The following is an 18073-nucleotide window of genomic DNA, read 5'->3' on the forward strand; positions in this document are numbered from 1 at the left end:
ATGCTTATGAGCTTGGTCGGGATGGCAGTTCTGATATTAATAGCCGTGCTTCTTTCCAGTAATTTTAGGGCGATTAATATCCGCACTGTGGTGGGGGCATTTATTATTCAGGTGGGTGTCGGGGCACTAGTGTTATATGTGCCGATTGGGCGTCGTATCCTGGGCGGGATGTCTGAAGGTGTGGCGAACGTTATCGCTTACGGTAATAGCGGTATTTCATTTATGTTTGGCGGTTTGGTTTCCGACAAAATGTTTGAAGTCTTTGGCGGTGGCGGTTTTATCTTCGCCCTGCGAGTATTGCCGGTTATTGTCTTCTTCTCATCATTGATCGCGGTTCTGTATTATCTCGGCATTATGCAAATTGTGATTAAGGTGTTAGGCGGCGGCTTACAAAAGCTGCTCGGCACCTCACGTACCGAATCCCTCTCCGCGACCGCCAACATTTTTGTTGGGCAAACGGAAGCCCCGCTGGTCGTGCGGCCATATATTGCCACCATGACTCAATCAGAACTGTTTGCTGTGATGTGTGGTGGTTTAGCCTCGGTCGCCGGTTCAGTTTTGGCCGGTTACGCGCAGATGGGGGTGCCGTTGGAATATCTGATCGCCGCCTCCTTTATGGCGGCTCCGGGCGGGCTGCTCTTTGCTAAATTGATGGTGCCAGAAACTGAAAAAACCCGCGATACCGTCGATGCCACCACCCTGATTGCTGAAGATGACCGACCAGCTAACGTGATTGACGCTGCGGCTTCCGGTGCTGCCTCTGGTCTACAACTGGCGCTGAATGTCGGCGCAATGTTGCTGGCTTTCATTGCATTGATTGCATTGCTAAATGGTATTTTGGGCGGAATTGGTGGCTGGTTCGACTACCCGCAACTCTCGCTGGAGCTGATTCTGGGCTGGGTATTCTCCCCAATCGCTTACCTGATTGGTGTGCCGTGGAGTGAAGCAATGGTTGCTGGCTCCTTTATTGGCCAGAAAATCATCGTCAACGAATTCGTGGCATTTATGAATTTCGGTCAATATCTACAGGCGGAAGAGTTAGTTAAAGCGGCAGGCTTGCAGGTGCTTTCTGATCACACGAAAGCGATTATCTCCTTCGCGCTCTGTGGTTTTGCTAACTTGTCATCGGTCGCCATCTTACTCGGTGGGTTGGGCAGCATGGCCCCGAATCGCCGCCATGATATCGCGCGATTTGGTCTGAAAGCGGTTGCCGCAGGGACACTGTCGAATTTGATGAGTGCTACCATCGCCGGCTTCTTCCTGGCCCTGTAATTAGGCTAGCTAACCCTATTTCTGCCCATAAGCTATTCTTGATGCTAGTGGGCATAATAGTTTTGGTAAGCCATAAATCAGGTTATTTTGTGATTCCAATCACATATAATATTGGCGCGTTACAAATTACTATTGATTAGTGTGAAATTGAACACACCTCAGGTGTTGATAACGTGTTCAAATAGCATGATTAACTTTTCTGAGTGAGAGCTGCGAATATTGCGGCAACTTCCAGTAAGAAGAGTATTGCGGTGAGAAGGATCTCAATTGCAACCTAGGGGATTACCCATGGGGCTTTCTTCAAGGAACCAAGTCCGCTCGCCAACGTCTTGAGTTCAAAGCCAGAGATATCAATACACTCTCTGGTTCACTCATAAATAAATGCTCAGTTCTGGCAAGGTGCCGGGGCTGAAATAGTGTTGGAGAGTTTTATGACCGAATTAACCGCCTGCGCGAATCTGCATGATTATGCCAAACGCGCGCTGAGTTTGATGGATTTAACCACCCTGAATGACGACGACACTGATGATAAAGTTATCGCGTTGTGTCGTCAGGCAAAAAGCCCTGCCGGTAATACGGCAGCAATCTGTATTTATCCTCGCTTTATTCCTATTGCGCGTAAAACATTGCGCGAGCAAGGTACACCTGAAATTCGCATTGCGACTGTGACTAACTTCCCACATGGCAATGACGATATTGCCATTGCTCTGGCCGAAACCCGTGCTGCCATTGCTTACGGTGCTAATGAAGTTGATGTGGTGTTCCCTTACCGCGCCTTAATGGCGGGTAATGATAAGGTCGGTTTCGAATTAGTGAAACAGTGCAAAGAAGCTTGCGCTGCCGCAAATGTATTGCTGAAAGTCATTATCGAAACAGGGGAGTTAAAGCAAGAGCATTTGATTCGCCAGGCCTCTGAAATTGCCATCAAAGCAGGCGCTGACTTTATCAAAACCTCCACCGGTAAAGTGCCGGTGAATGCCACATTGGAGAGTGCGGGCATCATGATGCGCACCATCCGCGATTTGGGGGTGGGTAAAACCGTGGGCTTCAAGCCAGCGGGCGGTGTACGCACCGCTGAAGATGCCGCGCAGTTCCTACAACTGGCCGATCAATTGATGGGTGAAGGCTGGGCAGATGCTCGCCACTTCCGCTTTGGGGCGTCCAGTCTGTTAGCCAGCTTATTAACAACTCTGGGTCATCAGAGCGATAGCAAAAGCAGCGGCTATTAACTGTCTGCGCCGATTTGAATTTAGCCAATAACTGAATTTAGCAGATGCACTGCGGGCCAATTTGCTCGCAGTGCGGCTTTCATTCCATAAACAGGGGGATGCCTTGTTTCTCGCACAAGAAATTATTCGTAAAAAACGCGACGGTCAGCCACTAAGCGAAGAAGAAATTCGCTTCTTTATCAATGGTATTCGCGACAATGTGGTTTCCGAAGGGCAGATTGCTGCTTTGGCGATGACCATTTATTTCCATGATATGAGCATGCCTGAACGTGTGGCGCTCACCATGGCGATGCGTGATTCAGGCACGGTACTGAACTGGAAGAGCCTGAATCTCAATGGCCCAATTGTGGATAAACACTCCACGGGCGGTGTAGGCGATGTGACATCACTGATGCTTGGCCCAATGGTCGCGGCCTGTGGTGGTTATGTGCCGATGATCTCAGGCCGTGGTTTGGGGCATACCGGTGGGACACTGGATAAACTGGAAGCCATTCCCGGTTTTGATATTTTCCCCGATGACACTGCATTTCGCAAAATCATTCAGGATGTCGGCGTGGCAATTATCGGCCAAACCAGCTCGCTGGCACCGGCGGATAAGCGCTTTTATGCCACCCGTGATATCACCGCGACAGTGGACTCTATCCCGCTAATTACCGCCTCTATTCTGGCTAAGAAACTGGCGGAAGGGTTGGATGCGTTAGTGATGGACGTTAAAGTCGGCTCTGGTGCATTTATGCCAACGTATCAGCTATCCTCTGATTTGGCGCAGGCGATTGTCGGCGTCGCGAATGGTGCTGGTTGCAAAACCACGGCGCTACTGACTGACATGAATCAGGTCTTGGCCTCCAGCGCGGGTAATGGCGTTGAAGTGCGCGAAGCGGTGCGTTTCCTGACTGGCGAGTATCGCAACCCGCGCCTGCTGGAGGTGACCATGGCGCTGTGTGTGGAGATGCTGCTGTCCGGCGGCCTGGCCCAAGATGATGCCGATGCCAGAGCCAAGCTGCAAGCGGTGCTGGATAACGGCAAAGCGGCGGAACTCTTTGGTCGTATGGTGGCGGCGCAAAAAGGCCCAAGTGATTTCGTTGAGCGCTATGACAGTTACTTGCCGGTTGCCATGTTGAGTAAGCCGGTCTTTGCTGAGCGGTCGGGGATTATCACTGCCATGGATACACGTGCATTAGGTATGGCCGTGGTAGCCCTCGGTGGTGGTCGTCGTCGCGCCACAGATGCTATTGATTACAGTGTTGGTTTAACCGATATGGCCCGTTTGGGTACTCATGTTGATGGTCAACTGCCATTAGCCGTGATTCATGCCAATAACGAAGATGATTGGCAGCAGGCGGCAGATGCCGTGCGCACGGCCATTACACTGGGTGACAAAGCAGCGGAAGAGACGCCCGTTATCTATCGCCGTATCACGGAATAATCGCCCCATTTTGATGATCCCCGCCAGGCGGGTGAATCTTTGCAGGAGAGAATAATGAAACGTACATTTATTATGGTTTTAGACTCGTTTGGTATCGGCGCGAGCGCAGATGCTAACAAATTTGGTGACCAAGGGGCGGATACACTGGGCCACATCGCTGAAGCCTGCGCCCGTGGTGAAGCTAATGTGGGCCGTAGCGGCCCATTGACGCTGCCGAACCTGAGCCGTTTAGGGCTGGGTAAAGCGGCAGAAGAGTCGACCGGTAAATTCCCGGTAGGGCTGGATAAAGATGCCGATATCATTGGCGCTTATGGTTATGCCAGTGAGTTATCCTCCGGTAAAGATACGCCATCAGGCCACTGGGAAATTGCCGGTGTGCCGGTCTTGTTCGACTGGGGCTACTTCAGCGATGTAGAAAATAGCTTCCCGCAGGAGTTGCTGGATAAGTTAGTCAAACGCGCCAACTTGCCGGGCTATCTGGGTAACTGCCACTCAAGCGGCACGGTTATCCTCGACCAACTGGGCGAAGAGCATATGAAAACCGGCAAGCCGATTTTCTACACCTCAGCTGACTCGGTGTTCCAGATTGCCTGCCATGAAGAGACATTTGGTCTGGATCGCCTGTATGAGCTGTGCGAAATTGCCCGTGAAGAGCTGACCGAGGGCGGCTACAATATTGGCCGCGTGATTGCACGTCCATTCATTGGTGATAAGCCGGGTAACTTCCAGCGCACCGGCAACCGCCATGATTTAGCCGTTGAACCGCCAGCACCGACCATGCTGAAAAAACTGGTGGATGAGAAGGGCGGGGAAGTGGTTTCTATTGGTAAAATCGCCGATATCTACGCCCATGTGGGCATCACGCAAAAAGTGAAAGCCACGGGTCTGGATGCGCTGTTTGACGCCACCATTGAAGAGATGAAAAAAGCGGGTGATAACACCATCGTGTTCACCAACTTTGTTGATTTTGACTCTTCATACGGCCATCGCCGTGATGTTGCTGGCTATGCCGCGGCACTGGAACTGTTTGATCGCCGCCTGCCAGAATTGCTGGCGCTGGTGAAAGAAGATGACATTATGATCCTGACCGCTGACCACGGCTGTGACCCAACCTGGCCAGGCACCGACCATACCCGTGAGCATATTCCGGTGTTGGTTTATGGCCCAAAAGTGAAGCCGGGATCGTTGGGGCATCGTGAGACCTTTGCTGATATTGGGCAGACGGTGGCGAAGTATTTCAACCTATCCCCAATGGATTACGGTAAGAGTATGCTTTAGGGCATGAAGCTAAGCTGAGCGTGTCATTTTGGGATTGGGCAGTGCTAAAAATCCTCACGTACTTCGTGTACGCTCCGGTTTTTGCGCGCTGGCCGCACCCAAACTGCTTGTGCTCATCTACGCTCGTGATACCAAAGTTTTTCCGAACTGCACAAAGTAGTTAAAATTTGAAAACGGTTTGGTAATACAAAATTTAATTATCTGATTTTTAAGGAAAGTGATTATGGCAACGCCACATATTAATGCTGAAATGGGTGATTTCGCTGACGTTGTACTGATGCCAGGGGATCCGCTGCGTGCGAAGTTTATCGCCGAAACCTTCCTGCAAGATGTGAAGCAAGTGAATGACGTGCGTGGCATGTTGGGCTTCACCGGCACTTATAAAGGCCGCAAAATCTCGGTGATGGGCCACGGTATGGGCATTCCATCCTGCTCCATTTATGCAAAAGAGTTGATCACCGATTTTGGCGTGAAGAAGATTATCCGTGTGGGTTCATGTGGCGCAGTACGGGCTGATGTTAAGCTGCGCGATGTGGTTATCGGTATGGGGGCTTGCACCGATTCCAAAGTAAACCGTCTGCGCTTTAAAGATCACGACTACGCGGCGATTGCTGATTTCGAAATGACCCGCAATGCCGTTGATGCTGCCAAAGCGAAAGGTATTGATGTCCGTGTGGGCAACATCTTCTCTGCTGATCTGTTCTACACGCCAGATCCGCAAATGTTTGATGTTATGGAAAAATACGGCATTCTGGGTGTGGAGATGGAAGCCGCAGGTATCTATGGTGTCGCTGCTGAATTCGGCGCGAAAGCCCTGACTATCTGTACCGTGTCTGACCATATCCGTACCGGCGAGCAAACCACCGCCGCCGAACGCCAGACCACGTTCAATGACATGATTGAGATTGCATTGGAATCCGTGTTGTTGGGCGACAAAGCTTAACACTCGTACTGCGTTCTCTATTCAGCAGCAGGTTATTCTGCTGCTGAATCTATTCATAAAAATCATTGTGAAAAATAAACTTATTTACACATCAGCTAATTAACGCTATAAATCCATTCAATCTTCTATTCATCTTTCTATTCAAGAATCTATTCATATGCTCTCTCTGGAAGCGCTATTACGTCAAGGGCCAGCAACGGCGTCCTATTTGGCTCATACCATGGCGATCAGTCAGCCCACTGTTTCACGACACTTAAACGGGTTAAAAGACAAGGTGCTGAAAATAGGTAAAGGCAGAGCAACACAGTATGCCTTACGGCGTCCTATTGCCGGAGATTGCACAGAAGAGGGGCGATTTCCCCTGTATCGTATTGACGAGCGAGGCCATGCTGCTCATTTCGCAACACTATATCTTATCCATCCAGTCGAGATGTGCTGTGTGCATCAATTGGAATTAGATAGTTGGCAGCAATTTGATAGCTTGCCTTGGTATTTGACCGATATGCGCCCTCAGGGATTTCTTGGGCGAATTTGGGGAAAGTCAGTCGCAACTAAGTTGCAGCTTACGGATGATATCCGCTTGTGGAGTGAAGATCATATTTTACTTGCGCTGTCCCGTCAGGCGGATGATATGAATGGCAATCTATTGATTGGAGAGCAAAGCTATCAAAATTGGCTAGCGGCCCCTGATGCAATACCGATTGAGCCAGCGAATAAGTTAGCTCGTTACACTGAATTGTCCCAAATGGCACTTGCCGGTGAAATGGTGGGGTCTTCTGCGGGGGGGGAACAACCCAAATTTACCTGTTATGCCGGATACTCAGAACAACCACCGGCGTATGTTATTGTTAAATTTACCGCCACACAGGATAACCCTAACTCACAACGTTGGGCGGACCTGCTCATTGCCGAGTCTCTGGCGCTGAACACATTAAAGGGCGCCGACTACCCGGCAGCTGCCACCCATATCTTGCAAAATCAGGATCGGCAAATTTTCCTTGAGGTTGAGCGCTTTGACCGATATGGGGCGCGTGGCCGCGTTGGTATGGTGTCTTTGGAGGCCGTGAATGCTGAATTTGTTGGTATGCCAGTGGCCAGTTGGCCAAAAGTTTGTCGCGAACTGGCGGCAAAAGGCTTACTGAGTTCCGCACAACTTGAGCAAGTGCACTTAATCTGGGCTTTCGGGATATTGATTGCGAATACAGACATGCATCATGGAAATTTATCATTCTTGCATCCCGAAAATAGTCCTTTATCTCTTGCCCCTATTTACGACATGCTGCCAATGGCTTTTGCTCCGTCAAATACGGGGAATATGCGACATACAGCACCCGATATAACGTTATCTATTGATATAAGCCGGGAGCATTGGTTGCTAGCGCAAGAGTTAGCACTGCAATTCTGGCAAAAAGTGGGGGCACACTCAGCTATCAGTACCGGCTTTAAAGTGATAGCTAGTCAGATGCAGGAAAAGATAGCTTCACTGACCCCTGTCATTGAGCGCATGGCATAATCTGTTCGCTCTTGTTGTCACCGCTTTGTTCGCGGCACTACTTTTCATCAGGTTTTTTATCTGACTCCGGCGCGTCATCTTCACTTTCATCCTCTTTCACCGGCGTATTGGCGGTTAGCAGATAGGGCGATTGCTGCCAGCGGCTGCGGCGGCCTTGTAACAGGGTACGTGCCAGAATAATGCCCACGGCCAGCGCGACCAATATCATCAGGCGCAGTAAATTGGTGGTATTATCCACCTGCTTGGATTCGGTCGCCAGCACATGGGTGTCCAGCGTCATACGCAGAAATCCACTTGGCCCGCTTTTGCCGGGGATAAGCTCAACAATCTGGTGGTTGAAATAGCTACCGGGGCGTTTACCATCTAAAGCTAGCCGATCACGGACTTTTACGTTCTCACCGGCGGCGGCCACGAGTGTACCGTCAATCTGATAGACACTGGCATCCAGAATGCGGCTTGATTGCGTCAGTTGCTGGAGGATGGCATCGACCTTCTGGCTATCGATATCGTCATCACCACTGTCCATGATGGGCGACAGACTGAAGGCGACCTGTTTCGCCAATGTTTTCGCCAGCTCTTCAACTTGTTCTGAACGTGCCAGTTGATGACTGAGGCTGAAATAGGATGCACCTTGCATTAGCAAGACTAACAATGCCAGGCAAATCAGTACAATGGCGGTCCGGTGCAGTCGGAATTTTAATTTAGCCTTGGCCATGCAGGTTCCTTGCCGAATTCGGTGACTTTATACCCGTCATCCTTCAAGTTGCAGGTGTGTTGACGGCCCTCGTTCACCCCAGTCACTTACTAAGGTAAGCTCTTGGGGATTTGCTCAGTTGCCACCTTCCCGCAACTCGAATTATTTAGGGTATATGTTGCCAGAAGCAAGGGCGATAGGATAGCTTGATGCGCTGTTTTGTCTTGCCTTTACCCCGTTCTCTACAGGAGTTATTCATGTCTAATAGTCTGACCTATTGTGATCTTCCCGCGGAGATCTACCAATGGCCGGGTTTGCCACTTTCACTCAGTGGCGATGAAGTTATGCCGCTGGATTATCGTGCTGGTCACACAGGTTGGCTGTTGTACGGCAGGAAACTGGATAAAAAGCGCATTACCGATTTTCAACGCCAACTGGGTGCGGCAATGGTGATTGTTTCCGCCTGGTGCGTGGAGGATTATCAGGTTATCCGTCTCGCGGGCAGCTTGACGCCACGGATTAAAACGCTGGCTGATGAGAGTGGTCTTGATGTCGCGCCATTGGGAGCCATTCCACATTTACGCACCCCAGGTCTGCTGGTGATGGATATGGACTCCACAGCCATCCAAATTGAATGTATCGATGAAATTGCCAAGCTAGCCGGTGTGGGTGAGGAGGTGGCCGCTGTCACTGAGCGCGCCATGCAAGGTGAGCTGGATTTCACCGCCAGCCTACGTCAACGCGTGGCTACCCTGAAAGGGGCCGATGCCAATATCCTAAAACAGGTACGCGACGAGCTGCCACTTATGCCGGGGCTGAGCAGTCTGGTGCGCAAGCTTCAGGCGCTGGATTGGCATGTGGCGATTGCCTCCGGCGGTTTTACCTATTATGCCGAGTATCTGCGCGACAAATTGCGGCTGGTGCATGTTGCCGCCAACGAGCTTGAGATCAAAGATGGCAAGCTGACGGGCAAAGTTCTGGGGCCGATTGTCGATGCGCAATATAAAGCTGACACCCTGCTCAAACTAGCCGAAAAGTTGAATATTCCAGTGGCGCAAACGGTGGCGATAGGCGACGGTGCTAATGACCTGAAAATGATGCAAGCCGCCGGTCTGGGGCTGGCTTTCCATGCTAAACCAAAGGTTTATGCGAAAGCGAAAGTGGCTATCCGTCACGGTGATTTGATCAGTGTGCTCTGCATTCTAACCGGTAGCCTAAAGCACGAGGAGCGCTAATCCCTTTCGTCCTGCACTACAGTGTTGTTAGCGGCGCTGGTTACTCGAATCACTGACCAAAGGGATGAGTTCACAGGCTGCAACGCCAATGATTTTGGGGATGTTTTATTATTTGATTGAGGTGAATCGTGGCTAAAGCGCCAAAAAGGGCATTTGTCTGTAATGAGTGCGGGGCGGATTATCCGCGCTGGCAGGGGCAGTGCAGCGCGTGTAATGCCTGGAATACCATTACTGAGGTGCGGTTGGCGGCGGTCTCCTCCTCGTCGTCACGAACTGAACGTTTTGGCGGCTATGCCGGTGATACGGGGGTTAGCCGGGTACAGAAACTATCGGATATCAGCCTGGACGAGCTACCGCGCTTCTCAACGGGTTTTCTTGAGTTTGACCGGGTGCTGGGTGGTGGGGTGGTGCCGGGCAGTGCCATTCTGATTGGTGGCAATCCGGGGGCGGGGAAAAGTACCCTGTTGCTGCAAACGCTCTGCAAATTATCCGAAAATATGAAAACCCTGTATGTCACCGGCGAAGAGTCGCTGCAACAGGTTGCGATGCGCGCCCACCGCTTGGGTTTGCCCACCGCGGGATTGAATATGCTATCAGAGACCAGTATTGAGCAGATCTGCCTGATTGCCGAGCAAGAGCAGCCACGGCTGATGGTGATCGACTCCATTCAGGTGATGCACATGGCGGATATCCAATCGTCGCCGGGCAGTGTGGCGCAAGTGCGCGAAACCGCCGCCTATCTGACGCGCTTCGCTAAAACGCGTGGTGTCGCCATTGTGATGGTCGGCCATGTCACCAAAGATGGCTCGCTGGCAGGGCCAAAAGTGCTGGAACACTGCATCGACTGCTCAGTGATGCTCGATGGCGACGGTGACTCACGGTTTCGTACACTGCGCAGCCACAAAAACCGCTTTGGCGCCGTCAATGAGCTAGGTGTATTCGCCATGACCGAGCAAGGTCTGCGGGAGGTCAGTAACCCCTCGGCTATCTTCCTTAGCCGAGGGGATGAAGTGACGGCGGGCAGTTCAGTGATGGTGGTGTGGGAAGGGACACGCCCGCTGCTGGTCGAGATCCAGGCGCTGGTGGATCACTCCATGATGTCTAACCCCCGCAGGGTAGCGGTCGGGCTGGAACAGAACCGGCTGGCGATCTTACTGGCGGTGTTGCATCGTCATGGCGGTTTGCAGATGTCGGATCAGGACGTGTTCGTCAATGTGGTCGGTGGCGTGAAAGTGACGGAAACCAGCGCCGATCTAGCGCTGCTGATGTCGCTGGTTTCTAGCCTGCGTGACCGCCCGCTGCCACAAGATCTGGTGGTGTTCGGTGAAGTGGGGCTGGCGGGTGAAATCCGGCCGGTGCCCAGTGGTCAGGAGCGTATTTCCGAAGCCGCTAAACACGGCTTTAAGCGCGCTATTGTGCCTTACGCTAATATGCCGAAGAAACCGCTGCCCAATATGCAGGTTTTCGGCGTGAAGAAACTGGCTGATGCTTTGGCCGTTTTGGAAGATTTGTAACCGCGCATTTAGTAGTACGAATCTCGCAGCATACTGTGTTATTTTTGTTTAGCGCACTAAACAAGGAGGCGGCATGCTGCAGTTCGACTATCTCAAAACAGCAATTAAGCAGAAAGGCTGTACCTTACAGCAGGTGGCTGAAGCCAGCGGCATGACCAAGGGGTATTTAAGCCAGCTACTCAATGACAAAATCAAAAGCCCCAGTGCGCAAAAGCTGGAAGCTTTACACCGTTTTCTGGAGTTGGAGTTCCCACGCCGCGAGAAAAAAGTGGGTGTGGTGTTTGGTAAATTTTACCCGCTCCACACCGGTCATATCTTTTTAATCCAGCGCGCCTGTAGCCAGGTCGACGAGTTGCATGTCATTTTGTGTCACGATGAACCCCGTGATCGCGAGCTGTTCGAAAACAGTTCGATGTCACAGCAGCCCACGGTCAGTGACCGCCTGCGCTGGTTGCTACAAACCTTTAAATATCAGAAAAATATCCATATTCACTCATTTGATGAGCATGGCATTGAACCTTATCCCCATGGTTGGGATGTCTGGAGCCGTGGCGTCAAAAAATTCATGGCTGAAAAGAGTATCGTCCCCAGTTTTATTTACTCCAGCGAAAGTCAGGATGCGCCACGTTACCGCGAGCAGTTAGGTATCGAAACCATCCTGATTGATCCACAGCGCTCATTTATGAACATCAGTGGCCGCCAAATCCGCCGCGATCCTTTCCGCTACTGGGACTACATTCCGACAGAGGTGAAGCCCTTTTTTGTTCGTACCGTGGCGATATTGGGGGGCGAATCCAGCGGAAAATCTATTTTGGTCAATAAGTTAGCCAATATCTTCAATACCACCAGTGCATGGGAGTATGGCCGCGACTATGTTTTCTCTCATCTTGGCGGCGATGAGATGGCGCTGCAATATTCCGATTATGACAAGATTGCACTAGGGCAAGCGCAGTACGTGGATTTTGCGGTGAAATATGCTAATAAAGTGGCCTTTATCGACACCGATTTTGTCACCACCCAGGCATTCTGCAAAAAATATGAGGGGCGCGAGCACCCCTTTGTGCAGGCGCTGATTGATGAATACCGCTTTGATCTGGTTATCTTGCTGGAGAACAACACGCCATGGGTCGCCGATGGGCTGCGTAGCCTTGGCAGTGATCGTGACCGCAAAGCTTTTCAGCATTTGCTGGAGCAGATGTTGCGCAGCAATAATATTGAATATGTGCATGTTGAATCGGCAGATTATGACGCGCGTTTCCTACGCTGTGTCGAGTTGGTTCAGCAGCTCCTGGCCGCCGACCTGCAACGTCTTGCCCGCCCTTCAGTACTGGCTGAAGCGCGGGAAGAGTAACCTTAGTAAGCAATCACTATCTTGCCCTGCATATGCCCGCTTGCCACTTGTGCATGGGCAGTATGCAGGTTTTCTACCGTCAGACCGTGCAGTGTTTCGCTCAGGGTTCCTTGCAGTTTGCCCTCATCCACGAGCTGGCTCACCTGCTGTAAAATCTCCCCTTGTTGGGCGATATCTGGCGTAGAGTACATGCTGCGGGTGAACATAAACTCCCAATGCAAGGCCGCACTTTTTAGCTTTAACTGATTCTGATCCAAGGGTTTTTCATTCTCAACAATGGTGCAGATCTGCCCCAGTGGCGCGATAAGTTCGCTGATAGCGGGCCAGTGGCCGTCAGTGTCATTCAGGCAGAGAATATAATCTACTTTATCGATACCTTCTTTTGCTAACTGCGCTTTCAGGTCACGGTAATCTACCGTCAAATCTGCCCCCCGTTCACGGCACCAGGCGGCTGATTCTGGCCGTGATGCGGTCGCAATCACGGTTACCGGACTGCGCAATGCGGCCAATGGAATAGCCAGTGAGCCGACACCGCCCGCGCCACCGATGATCAGCAAGTTTTGCTCGGCACTGGCATGTTGGATGTTCAGGTGCTCGAACAGTGCTTCCCAGGCGGTGATGGCGGTCAATGGTAGCGCGGCGGCCTGCGCCCAGTTGAGAGTGCGGGGTTTATGGGCCGCAATGCGGGCATCGACCAATTGCTGATTGGCATTGCTGCCGGGGCGGGTGATATCACCGGCATACCAAACCTCATCGCCAGCACGAAAATCGCTGACCTTCTCGCCGACACTGACTACCACTCCGGCTGCATCCCAACCCAGAATTCGTGGCTGCTGCAGGCCGTTTTTCTGCAAGCTGCTATGCACTTTGGTATCAACCGGATTGATGGATGCCGCTTTGACTTCAACCAGCAGATCAAAGGGGCCGGGGGTAAGCAGATCTAGCGCGATTTCAATAAAATCAGCGGGTTGTTGTGGGTTCACGGCAATAGCTTTCATCGTCATTTTTATCTTCCTGTTTAGCGTATTGATGGAGTCTAGACCTATCTGATGGCAGTGATAAGATGGACAATCACTAACGCAGTGTTCGTCTGAGGTAAACAATCATGTTTAAGCAACTGCAGGATATGGCGCTGTTCGCGCGAGTCGCAGAGTGTGGCAGCTTTACCCGCGCGGCTGAAATGGCCGGTTTACCGAAGTCGAGTGTCAGTAAGCGCATCAGTCAGTTAGAGCAAGGTCTAGGGATTCGGCTGATCAACCGCACTACCCGTCAGTTGAATCTGACCTTTGCCGGTGAGCGCTATTTGGTGCATTGCCAAGAGATGTTACACGCGGCTGAGCGCGCAGATCTGGCACTGCAACGGCTGAAAGATAACCCCAGTGGGCGCTTGCGTATTTCAACGCCGGCAGGATTAGGTGCCACCTTGCTGGCGCGGCTGGCGACCGATTTTCAGCGGCAATATCCGGATGTGCTGCTGGAGGTGCTGGTGTCGGATACCATGGTGGATCTGGTGGAGGAGGGCTTTGATGTGGCGCTGCGCACCGGGAAGCCACAGGACTCGTCACTGATTGGCCGCAGATTGGGCTATGCACCACGCTACCTGCTGGCTGCGCCAGACTATTTGGCACAGCATCCACCCTTGTCTCATCCCAGCCAATTGGCGATGCACCACTGTATTGCCCATCGCGCCTGGCAGGCGCTAATCCTGCGCCGTGAAGGTGAGTTTTATCGCTGGCAAGTGCCAGTGCAGCATGTCACGGATAATCTGTTGTATGCCCGCGAATGCGCCCTCGCAGGTGGCGGGATCACGCTACTCCCCGCATTTTTAAGCCGTGATGTGGTAGCGAGCCGCCAGCTAATTGAAGTGTTGCCCCAATGGCAAGCCGAGGGCAATGAGCTCTATTTGGTCTATCCAAGCCGCAAATTAAACTCACCCGCGCTGAGCTGCTTTATTGATGTGGTGATGGGTCATCCGGTATTTGAGGATTACATGCAAGGGCTGGCAATGTCTTGATGAGCCGAATATACTGCTTATTCGGCTCAAAAAATGAGCCGAATATGGCGACTAATCGGCTCACTCTCAACTCTGGAGATAACGATGCACGAAAACCTATGGGTGTGGCAGCATGAGAAGTGGCCCCATTTTTACTGGGATGAGGCGCTTATTCAGCCCCAGCTACGCAACACCCGGTTTAAGCTCGGCCAACTCCTTGGTGAAAATAGGGGAAATACCTCGGCTGAAAGCGCCTTAAAAACCTTAGATGTGCTTTTGGCTAATATTGTCGCGTCATCAAAAATAGAAAATGAGCAACTTAATGTCCGGTCGGTGCGTTCATCGCTGGCAAAAAAGCTTGGGATGACTTTGACAGAGAGTGACCCGACATCTGATCGTTCTGATGGTTTGGCTGACATCATGCTCGACGCCATTCATGAATGTAATGCGGATTTAACGCTTGAACGATTGTATCAATGGCACGAATGGCTGTTTCCCCATAATTCATGGATGCTGAATCCTATTAAGAGCGGTCAATTGCGAGGGGGGGACCCGATGCAGGTCGTTTCAGGCCGAATGGGCAAGGAAAAGGTTCATTTTGAAGCACCACCTCGCGATGTTCTGTCTGCGGAACTAAAACAGTTTATCGATTGGTTTAATGTATCTCGCATTGATAACGCGGTTGATCCACTTTTACGAGCCGCAATAGCACATTTCTGGTTCGTCACCTTGCATCCCTTCGAGGATGGTAATGGTCGTATTACTAGGGCACTGACCGACATGGCATTATCACAAGCGGATAGCCAAAGTATTCATCTTTACACCATGTCAGTCGCCATCCTTGAGAACCGCGATGGGTATTACGCTATTTTGGAGCAATGCCAACGTGGAAGTCTGGATATCACAGCTTGGTTACTATGGTTTATCGCCACTCTGGAACAGAGCTTGAATCAAGCATCTGAAGGAGTTCGCTCTACATTGGCCAAGAATCGCTTCTGGTTAAAGCACAATAACTGCGGGTTGAGGGGCGAGCAGATAAAAGTGCTTAATCGCCTGTTAGATGGCGGTGAAAACGGTTTTGCTTTAGGTATCAGTGCGTCTCAATATCAAAAAGTCGCCAAGGTCAGTAAAGCGACAGCAACCCGCCATCTCGCAGAGTTATTGGAACGGGAATGTATTGAAAAGTTGCCGGGGGAAGGGCGGAGTACCCGCTACCGAGTTAGGTTTCCAGAATAAAACGGCCTGCAATGGCAGGCCGTTTGTCTCAATAAATCAGGTTAATGATTACTTAACCATTTTCTTATACTTAATACGGTGGGGTTCCAGTGCTTCGGCACCTAGAGTGCGTTTTTTCCACTCTTCGTATTCAGTAAAGTTACCTTCGAAGAATTGCACTTTGCCCTCATCTTGATAATCGATGATGTGAGTGGCAATGCGGTCAAGGAACCAGCGGTCATGGGAGATAACCATCGCGCAGCCTGGGAACTCCAGCAAGGCATTCTCTAGTGCGCGCAGGGTTTCGATATCCAGATCGTTGGTCGGTTCATCGAGCAGCAGCATGTTGCCGCCAACCTGTAGCAGCTTAGCCAAATGAATACGGCCACGCTCACCACCGGACAGCTCACCGACACGCTTACCTTGATCAATCCCTTTAAAGTTAAAGCGGCCGACGTAAGCGCGGCTTGGAATTTCAAAGTTGCCGATCTTCATGATGTCCTGACCACCAGACACCTCTTCCCAGACGGTTTTGCTGTCATCCATGTTGTCGCGGAACTGATCAACCGAGGCCAACTGCACGGTATCACCCAGTGAAATGGTGCCGGAGTCCGGCTGTTCCTGACCCGATAACATGCGGAATAGTGTTGATTTACCCGCGCCGTTCGGCCCGATTATCCCCACTATCGCGCCTTTCGGCAGCGCAAAGGTCAGATCGTCAATTAACAGGCGGTCACCGTAAGATTTGCTCAAATGCTCAACTTCCAGCACTTTGTCGCCTAACCGTGGGCCTGGTGGAATGAATAACTCGCTGGTTTCGTTACGTTTTTGATACTCGACACTGTTCAGTTCTTCAAAGCGAGCCAGACGTGCTTTACCTTTCGCCTGACGGCCTTTTGGATTCTGACGAACCCACTCCAGCTCTTTCTCAATGGATTTGCGACGTGCAGCTTCAGAAGAGGCTTCCAGCGCCAGGCGGGCATCTTTCTGCTCCAGCCATGAGGAGTAGTTGCCTTCCCATGGAATACCTTCGCCACGGTCCAGCTCCAGAATCCAACCCGCCACATTATCGAGGAAGTAACGGTCATGGGTGATAGCGACCACCGTACCTTCATAATCGTGCAGGAAGCGCTCAAGCCATGCCACGGACTCTGCATCCAAGTGGTTGGTCGGTTCGTCCAGCAGCAGCATGTCTGGTTTTTCCAACAACAGGCGACAGATGGCGACACGACGGCGTTCACCACCAGACAGGTTGGCAATCTTGGCATCCCAAGGTGGCAGACGCAGTGCATCAGCAGCACGTTCTAACTGGTTATCCAGATTATGGCCATCCTGGGCTTGGATAATGGCTTCTAGCTCACCTTGCTCTTTAGCGAGTTTATCGAAATCAGCATCAGGCTCGGCATACAGCGCATAAACTTCATCCAAACGGGTCAGTGCGCGTTTGACTTCACTAACCGCTTCTTCAACTGATTCACGTACCGTTTGCTCAAGATTTAACTTAGGCTCCTGCGGTAAGTAACCAATTTTGATGCCAGGTTGTGGGCGAGCTTCACCTTCAATATCGGTATCGATGCCAGCCATAATGCGCAATAGGGTCGATTTACCGGAGCCATTCAAGCCCAGTACACCAATTTTGGCCCCAGGGAAGAAACTCAGGGAGATGTTTTTCAAAATATGCCGTTTCGGCGGAACGACTTTGCCGACACGATGCATGGAATAGACGTATTGAGCCACGTTGCGTCTGCCTCTCTATTAGTAGTGATCTCTGATGCGGAGTGTAGCCCGTTTGGATTCTACGAACCAGTATCCAAAGTGGATAGTCGAGCCGTGTCGACAGATTTCGCGGGATAAATGCAGAAACCGGTTTACCAACGTAAACCGGAAAACAAAAAAGGGTTATGGCGCGGTGACTATCATCGCGACACGGCGGTTTTCCGCCCGCCCTTTGGCGGTGCGGTTATCGGCGACGGGTTCGAGCTTGCCACGACCACGAACATCAATATTTTTTCTTGGAATGCCGATGGTTGTCAGGGTATCCGCGACCGCCGCCGCCCGTTGGTAGGAGAGCTGCTGATTATAGCTATCTTCACCCATAGCGTCGGTATGACCATCAACTCGAAAATGGGTGATACCCACGGCCGTTAATGCTTTACCAATATTTTGTACTGTTTGCTCACCTGACGGATTTAACTTTCTGACATCACTGTCAAACAGCACTTTATTGGCCAGACCAAACTCCCAGCCGTTATCTGTTAACTTGAACCCCTGCTCTTGTAATGCGGCAATTTGCTCAGCACTCAGCCCTGCTGGTTTGGTCTGGCAGCCCGCCAGTACCAATAAGCAGATAGCAAAAAAACTAAGCCAGATACGGCTGATCAGATCCCTATTTTTCAATCCCTGCATGTCA

The 18073-nt window shown here is 51.3% G+C and carries 15 protein-coding genes; 11 read left to right on the forward strand and 4 right to left on the reverse strand.

Going from position 1 to position 18073, the window contains the following annotated elements; all coding sequences use genetic code 11:
* The 6 genes from HRK25_RS09255 (at position 1) to yjjJ (ending at position 7661) form a co-directional block, all read left to right on the forward strand.
* Positions 1 to 1272: a NupC/NupG family nucleoside CNT transporter gene (locus HRK25_RS09255; protein ID WP_072083719.1), complete on the forward strand. Its 1272-nt coding sequence runs from the start codon at positions 1 to 3 to the stop codon at positions 1270 to 1272.
* A gap of 431 nt (positions 1273 to 1703) precedes the next feature.
* Positions 1704 to 2501, forward strand: coding sequence for a deoxyribose-phosphate aldolase (gene deoC, locus HRK25_RS09260; RefSeq protein WP_032896377.1), 798 nt, complete (start codon positions 1704 to 1706; stop codon positions 2499 to 2501).
* A gap of 103 nt (positions 2502 to 2604) precedes the next feature.
* On the forward strand, positions 2605 to 3927 hold the full coding sequence (gene deoA, locus HRK25_RS09265) for a thymidine phosphorylase (RefSeq protein WP_032896375.1): 1323 nt from the start codon (positions 2605 to 2607) through the stop codon (positions 3925 to 3927).
* A gap of 54 nt (positions 3928 to 3981) precedes the next feature.
* A complete protein-coding gene (deoB, locus tag HRK25_RS09270) occupies positions 3982 to 5205 on the forward strand; it encodes a phosphopentomutase (RefSeq protein ID WP_005270708.1) in 1224 nt (407 codons plus the stop codon).
* 223 nt (positions 5206 to 5428) lie between these two features.
* Positions 5429 to 6148, forward strand: coding sequence for a purine-nucleoside phosphorylase (gene deoD / locus HRK25_RS09275; protein WP_032896373.1), 720 nt, complete (start codon positions 5429 to 5431; stop codon positions 6146 to 6148).
* 157 nt (positions 6149 to 6305) lie between these two features.
* Positions 6306 to 7661, forward strand: coding sequence for a type II toxin-antitoxin system HipA family toxin YjjJ (gene yjjJ, locus HRK25_RS09280; RefSeq protein ID WP_005270703.1), 1356 nt, complete (start codon positions 6306 to 6308; stop codon positions 7659 to 7661).
* A 37-nt stretch (positions 7662 to 7698) separates the two neighbouring features.
* Here the strand turns inward: yjjJ and HRK25_RS09285 are convergent, their stop codons facing one another.
* The gene (locus tag HRK25_RS09285; RefSeq protein ID WP_032896369.1) at positions 7699 to 8376 is read right to left on the reverse strand and encodes a YtjB family periplasmic protein; all 678 of its coding nucleotides are present in this window, start codon (positions 8374 to 8376) and stop codon (positions 7699 to 7701) included.
* A gap of 236 nt (positions 8377 to 8612) precedes the next feature.
* On the opposite strand from HRK25_RS09285, the gene serB reads away from it, so the two are divergent.
* The 3 genes from serB (at position 8613) to nadR (ending at position 12455) form a co-directional block, all read left to right on the forward strand.
* Positions 8613 to 9590 (forward strand): phosphoserine phosphatase, encoded by a 978-nt coding sequence (gene serB, locus HRK25_RS09290; protein ID WP_005270699.1) that lies wholly within the window; start codon positions 8613 to 8615, stop codon positions 9588 to 9590.
* 128 nt (positions 9591 to 9718) lie between these two features.
* The gene (gene radA / locus HRK25_RS09295) at positions 9719 to 11104 is read left to right on the forward strand and encodes a DNA repair protein RadA (protein ID WP_005270698.1); all 1386 of its coding nucleotides are present in this window, start codon (positions 9719 to 9721) and stop codon (positions 11102 to 11104) included.
* 73 nt (positions 11105 to 11177) lie between these two features.
* Positions 11178 to 12455: a multifunctional transcriptional regulator/nicotinamide-nucleotide adenylyltransferase/ribosylnicotinamide kinase NadR gene (gene nadR, locus HRK25_RS09300; RefSeq protein ID WP_005270697.1), complete on the forward strand. Its 1278-nt coding sequence runs from the start codon at positions 11178 to 11180 to the stop codon at positions 12453 to 12455.
* A gap of 2 nt (positions 12456 to 12457) precedes the next feature.
* Here nadR and HRK25_RS09305 read toward each other — a convergent pair whose 3' ends face one another.
* Positions 12458 to 13459, reverse strand: coding sequence for a zinc-binding alcohol dehydrogenase family protein (locus HRK25_RS09305; protein ID WP_032896366.1), 1002 nt, complete (start codon positions 13457 to 13459; stop codon positions 12458 to 12460).
* A 101-nt stretch (positions 13460 to 13560) separates the two neighbouring features.
* Here HRK25_RS09305 and HRK25_RS09310 point away from each other — a divergent pair, with 101 nt between their 5' ends.
* A complete protein-coding gene (locus HRK25_RS09310; protein ID WP_005270693.1) occupies positions 13561 to 14469 on the forward strand; it encodes a LysR family transcriptional regulator in 909 nt (302 codons plus the stop codon).
* 84 nt (positions 14470 to 14553) lie between these two features.
* Positions 14554 to 15684: a Fic family protein gene (locus tag HRK25_RS09315; RefSeq protein WP_032896364.1), complete on the forward strand. Its 1131-nt coding sequence runs from the start codon at positions 14554 to 14556 to the stop codon at positions 15682 to 15684.
* Between the two features lie 48 nt (positions 15685 to 15732).
* On the opposite strand, the gene ettA is transcribed toward HRK25_RS09315, so the two are convergent.
* A complete protein-coding gene (ettA, locus tag HRK25_RS09320) occupies positions 15733 to 17400 on the reverse strand; it encodes an energy-dependent translational throttle protein EttA (protein ID WP_032896362.1) in 1668 nt (555 codons plus the stop codon).
* Between the two features lie 162 nt (positions 17401 to 17562).
* Positions 17563 to 18069, reverse strand: coding sequence for an outer membrane lipoprotein YfiB (yfiB, locus tag HRK25_RS09325; protein ID WP_005270685.1), 507 nt, complete (start codon positions 18067 to 18069; stop codon positions 17563 to 17565).
* Between the last annotated feature and the right edge of the window lie 4 nt (positions 18070 to 18073).

This window comes from Yersinia bercovieri ATCC 43970, from assembly GCF_013282745.1.
GTDB lineage: Bacteria > Pseudomonadota > Gammaproteobacteria > Enterobacterales > Enterobacteriaceae > Yersinia > Yersinia bercovieri.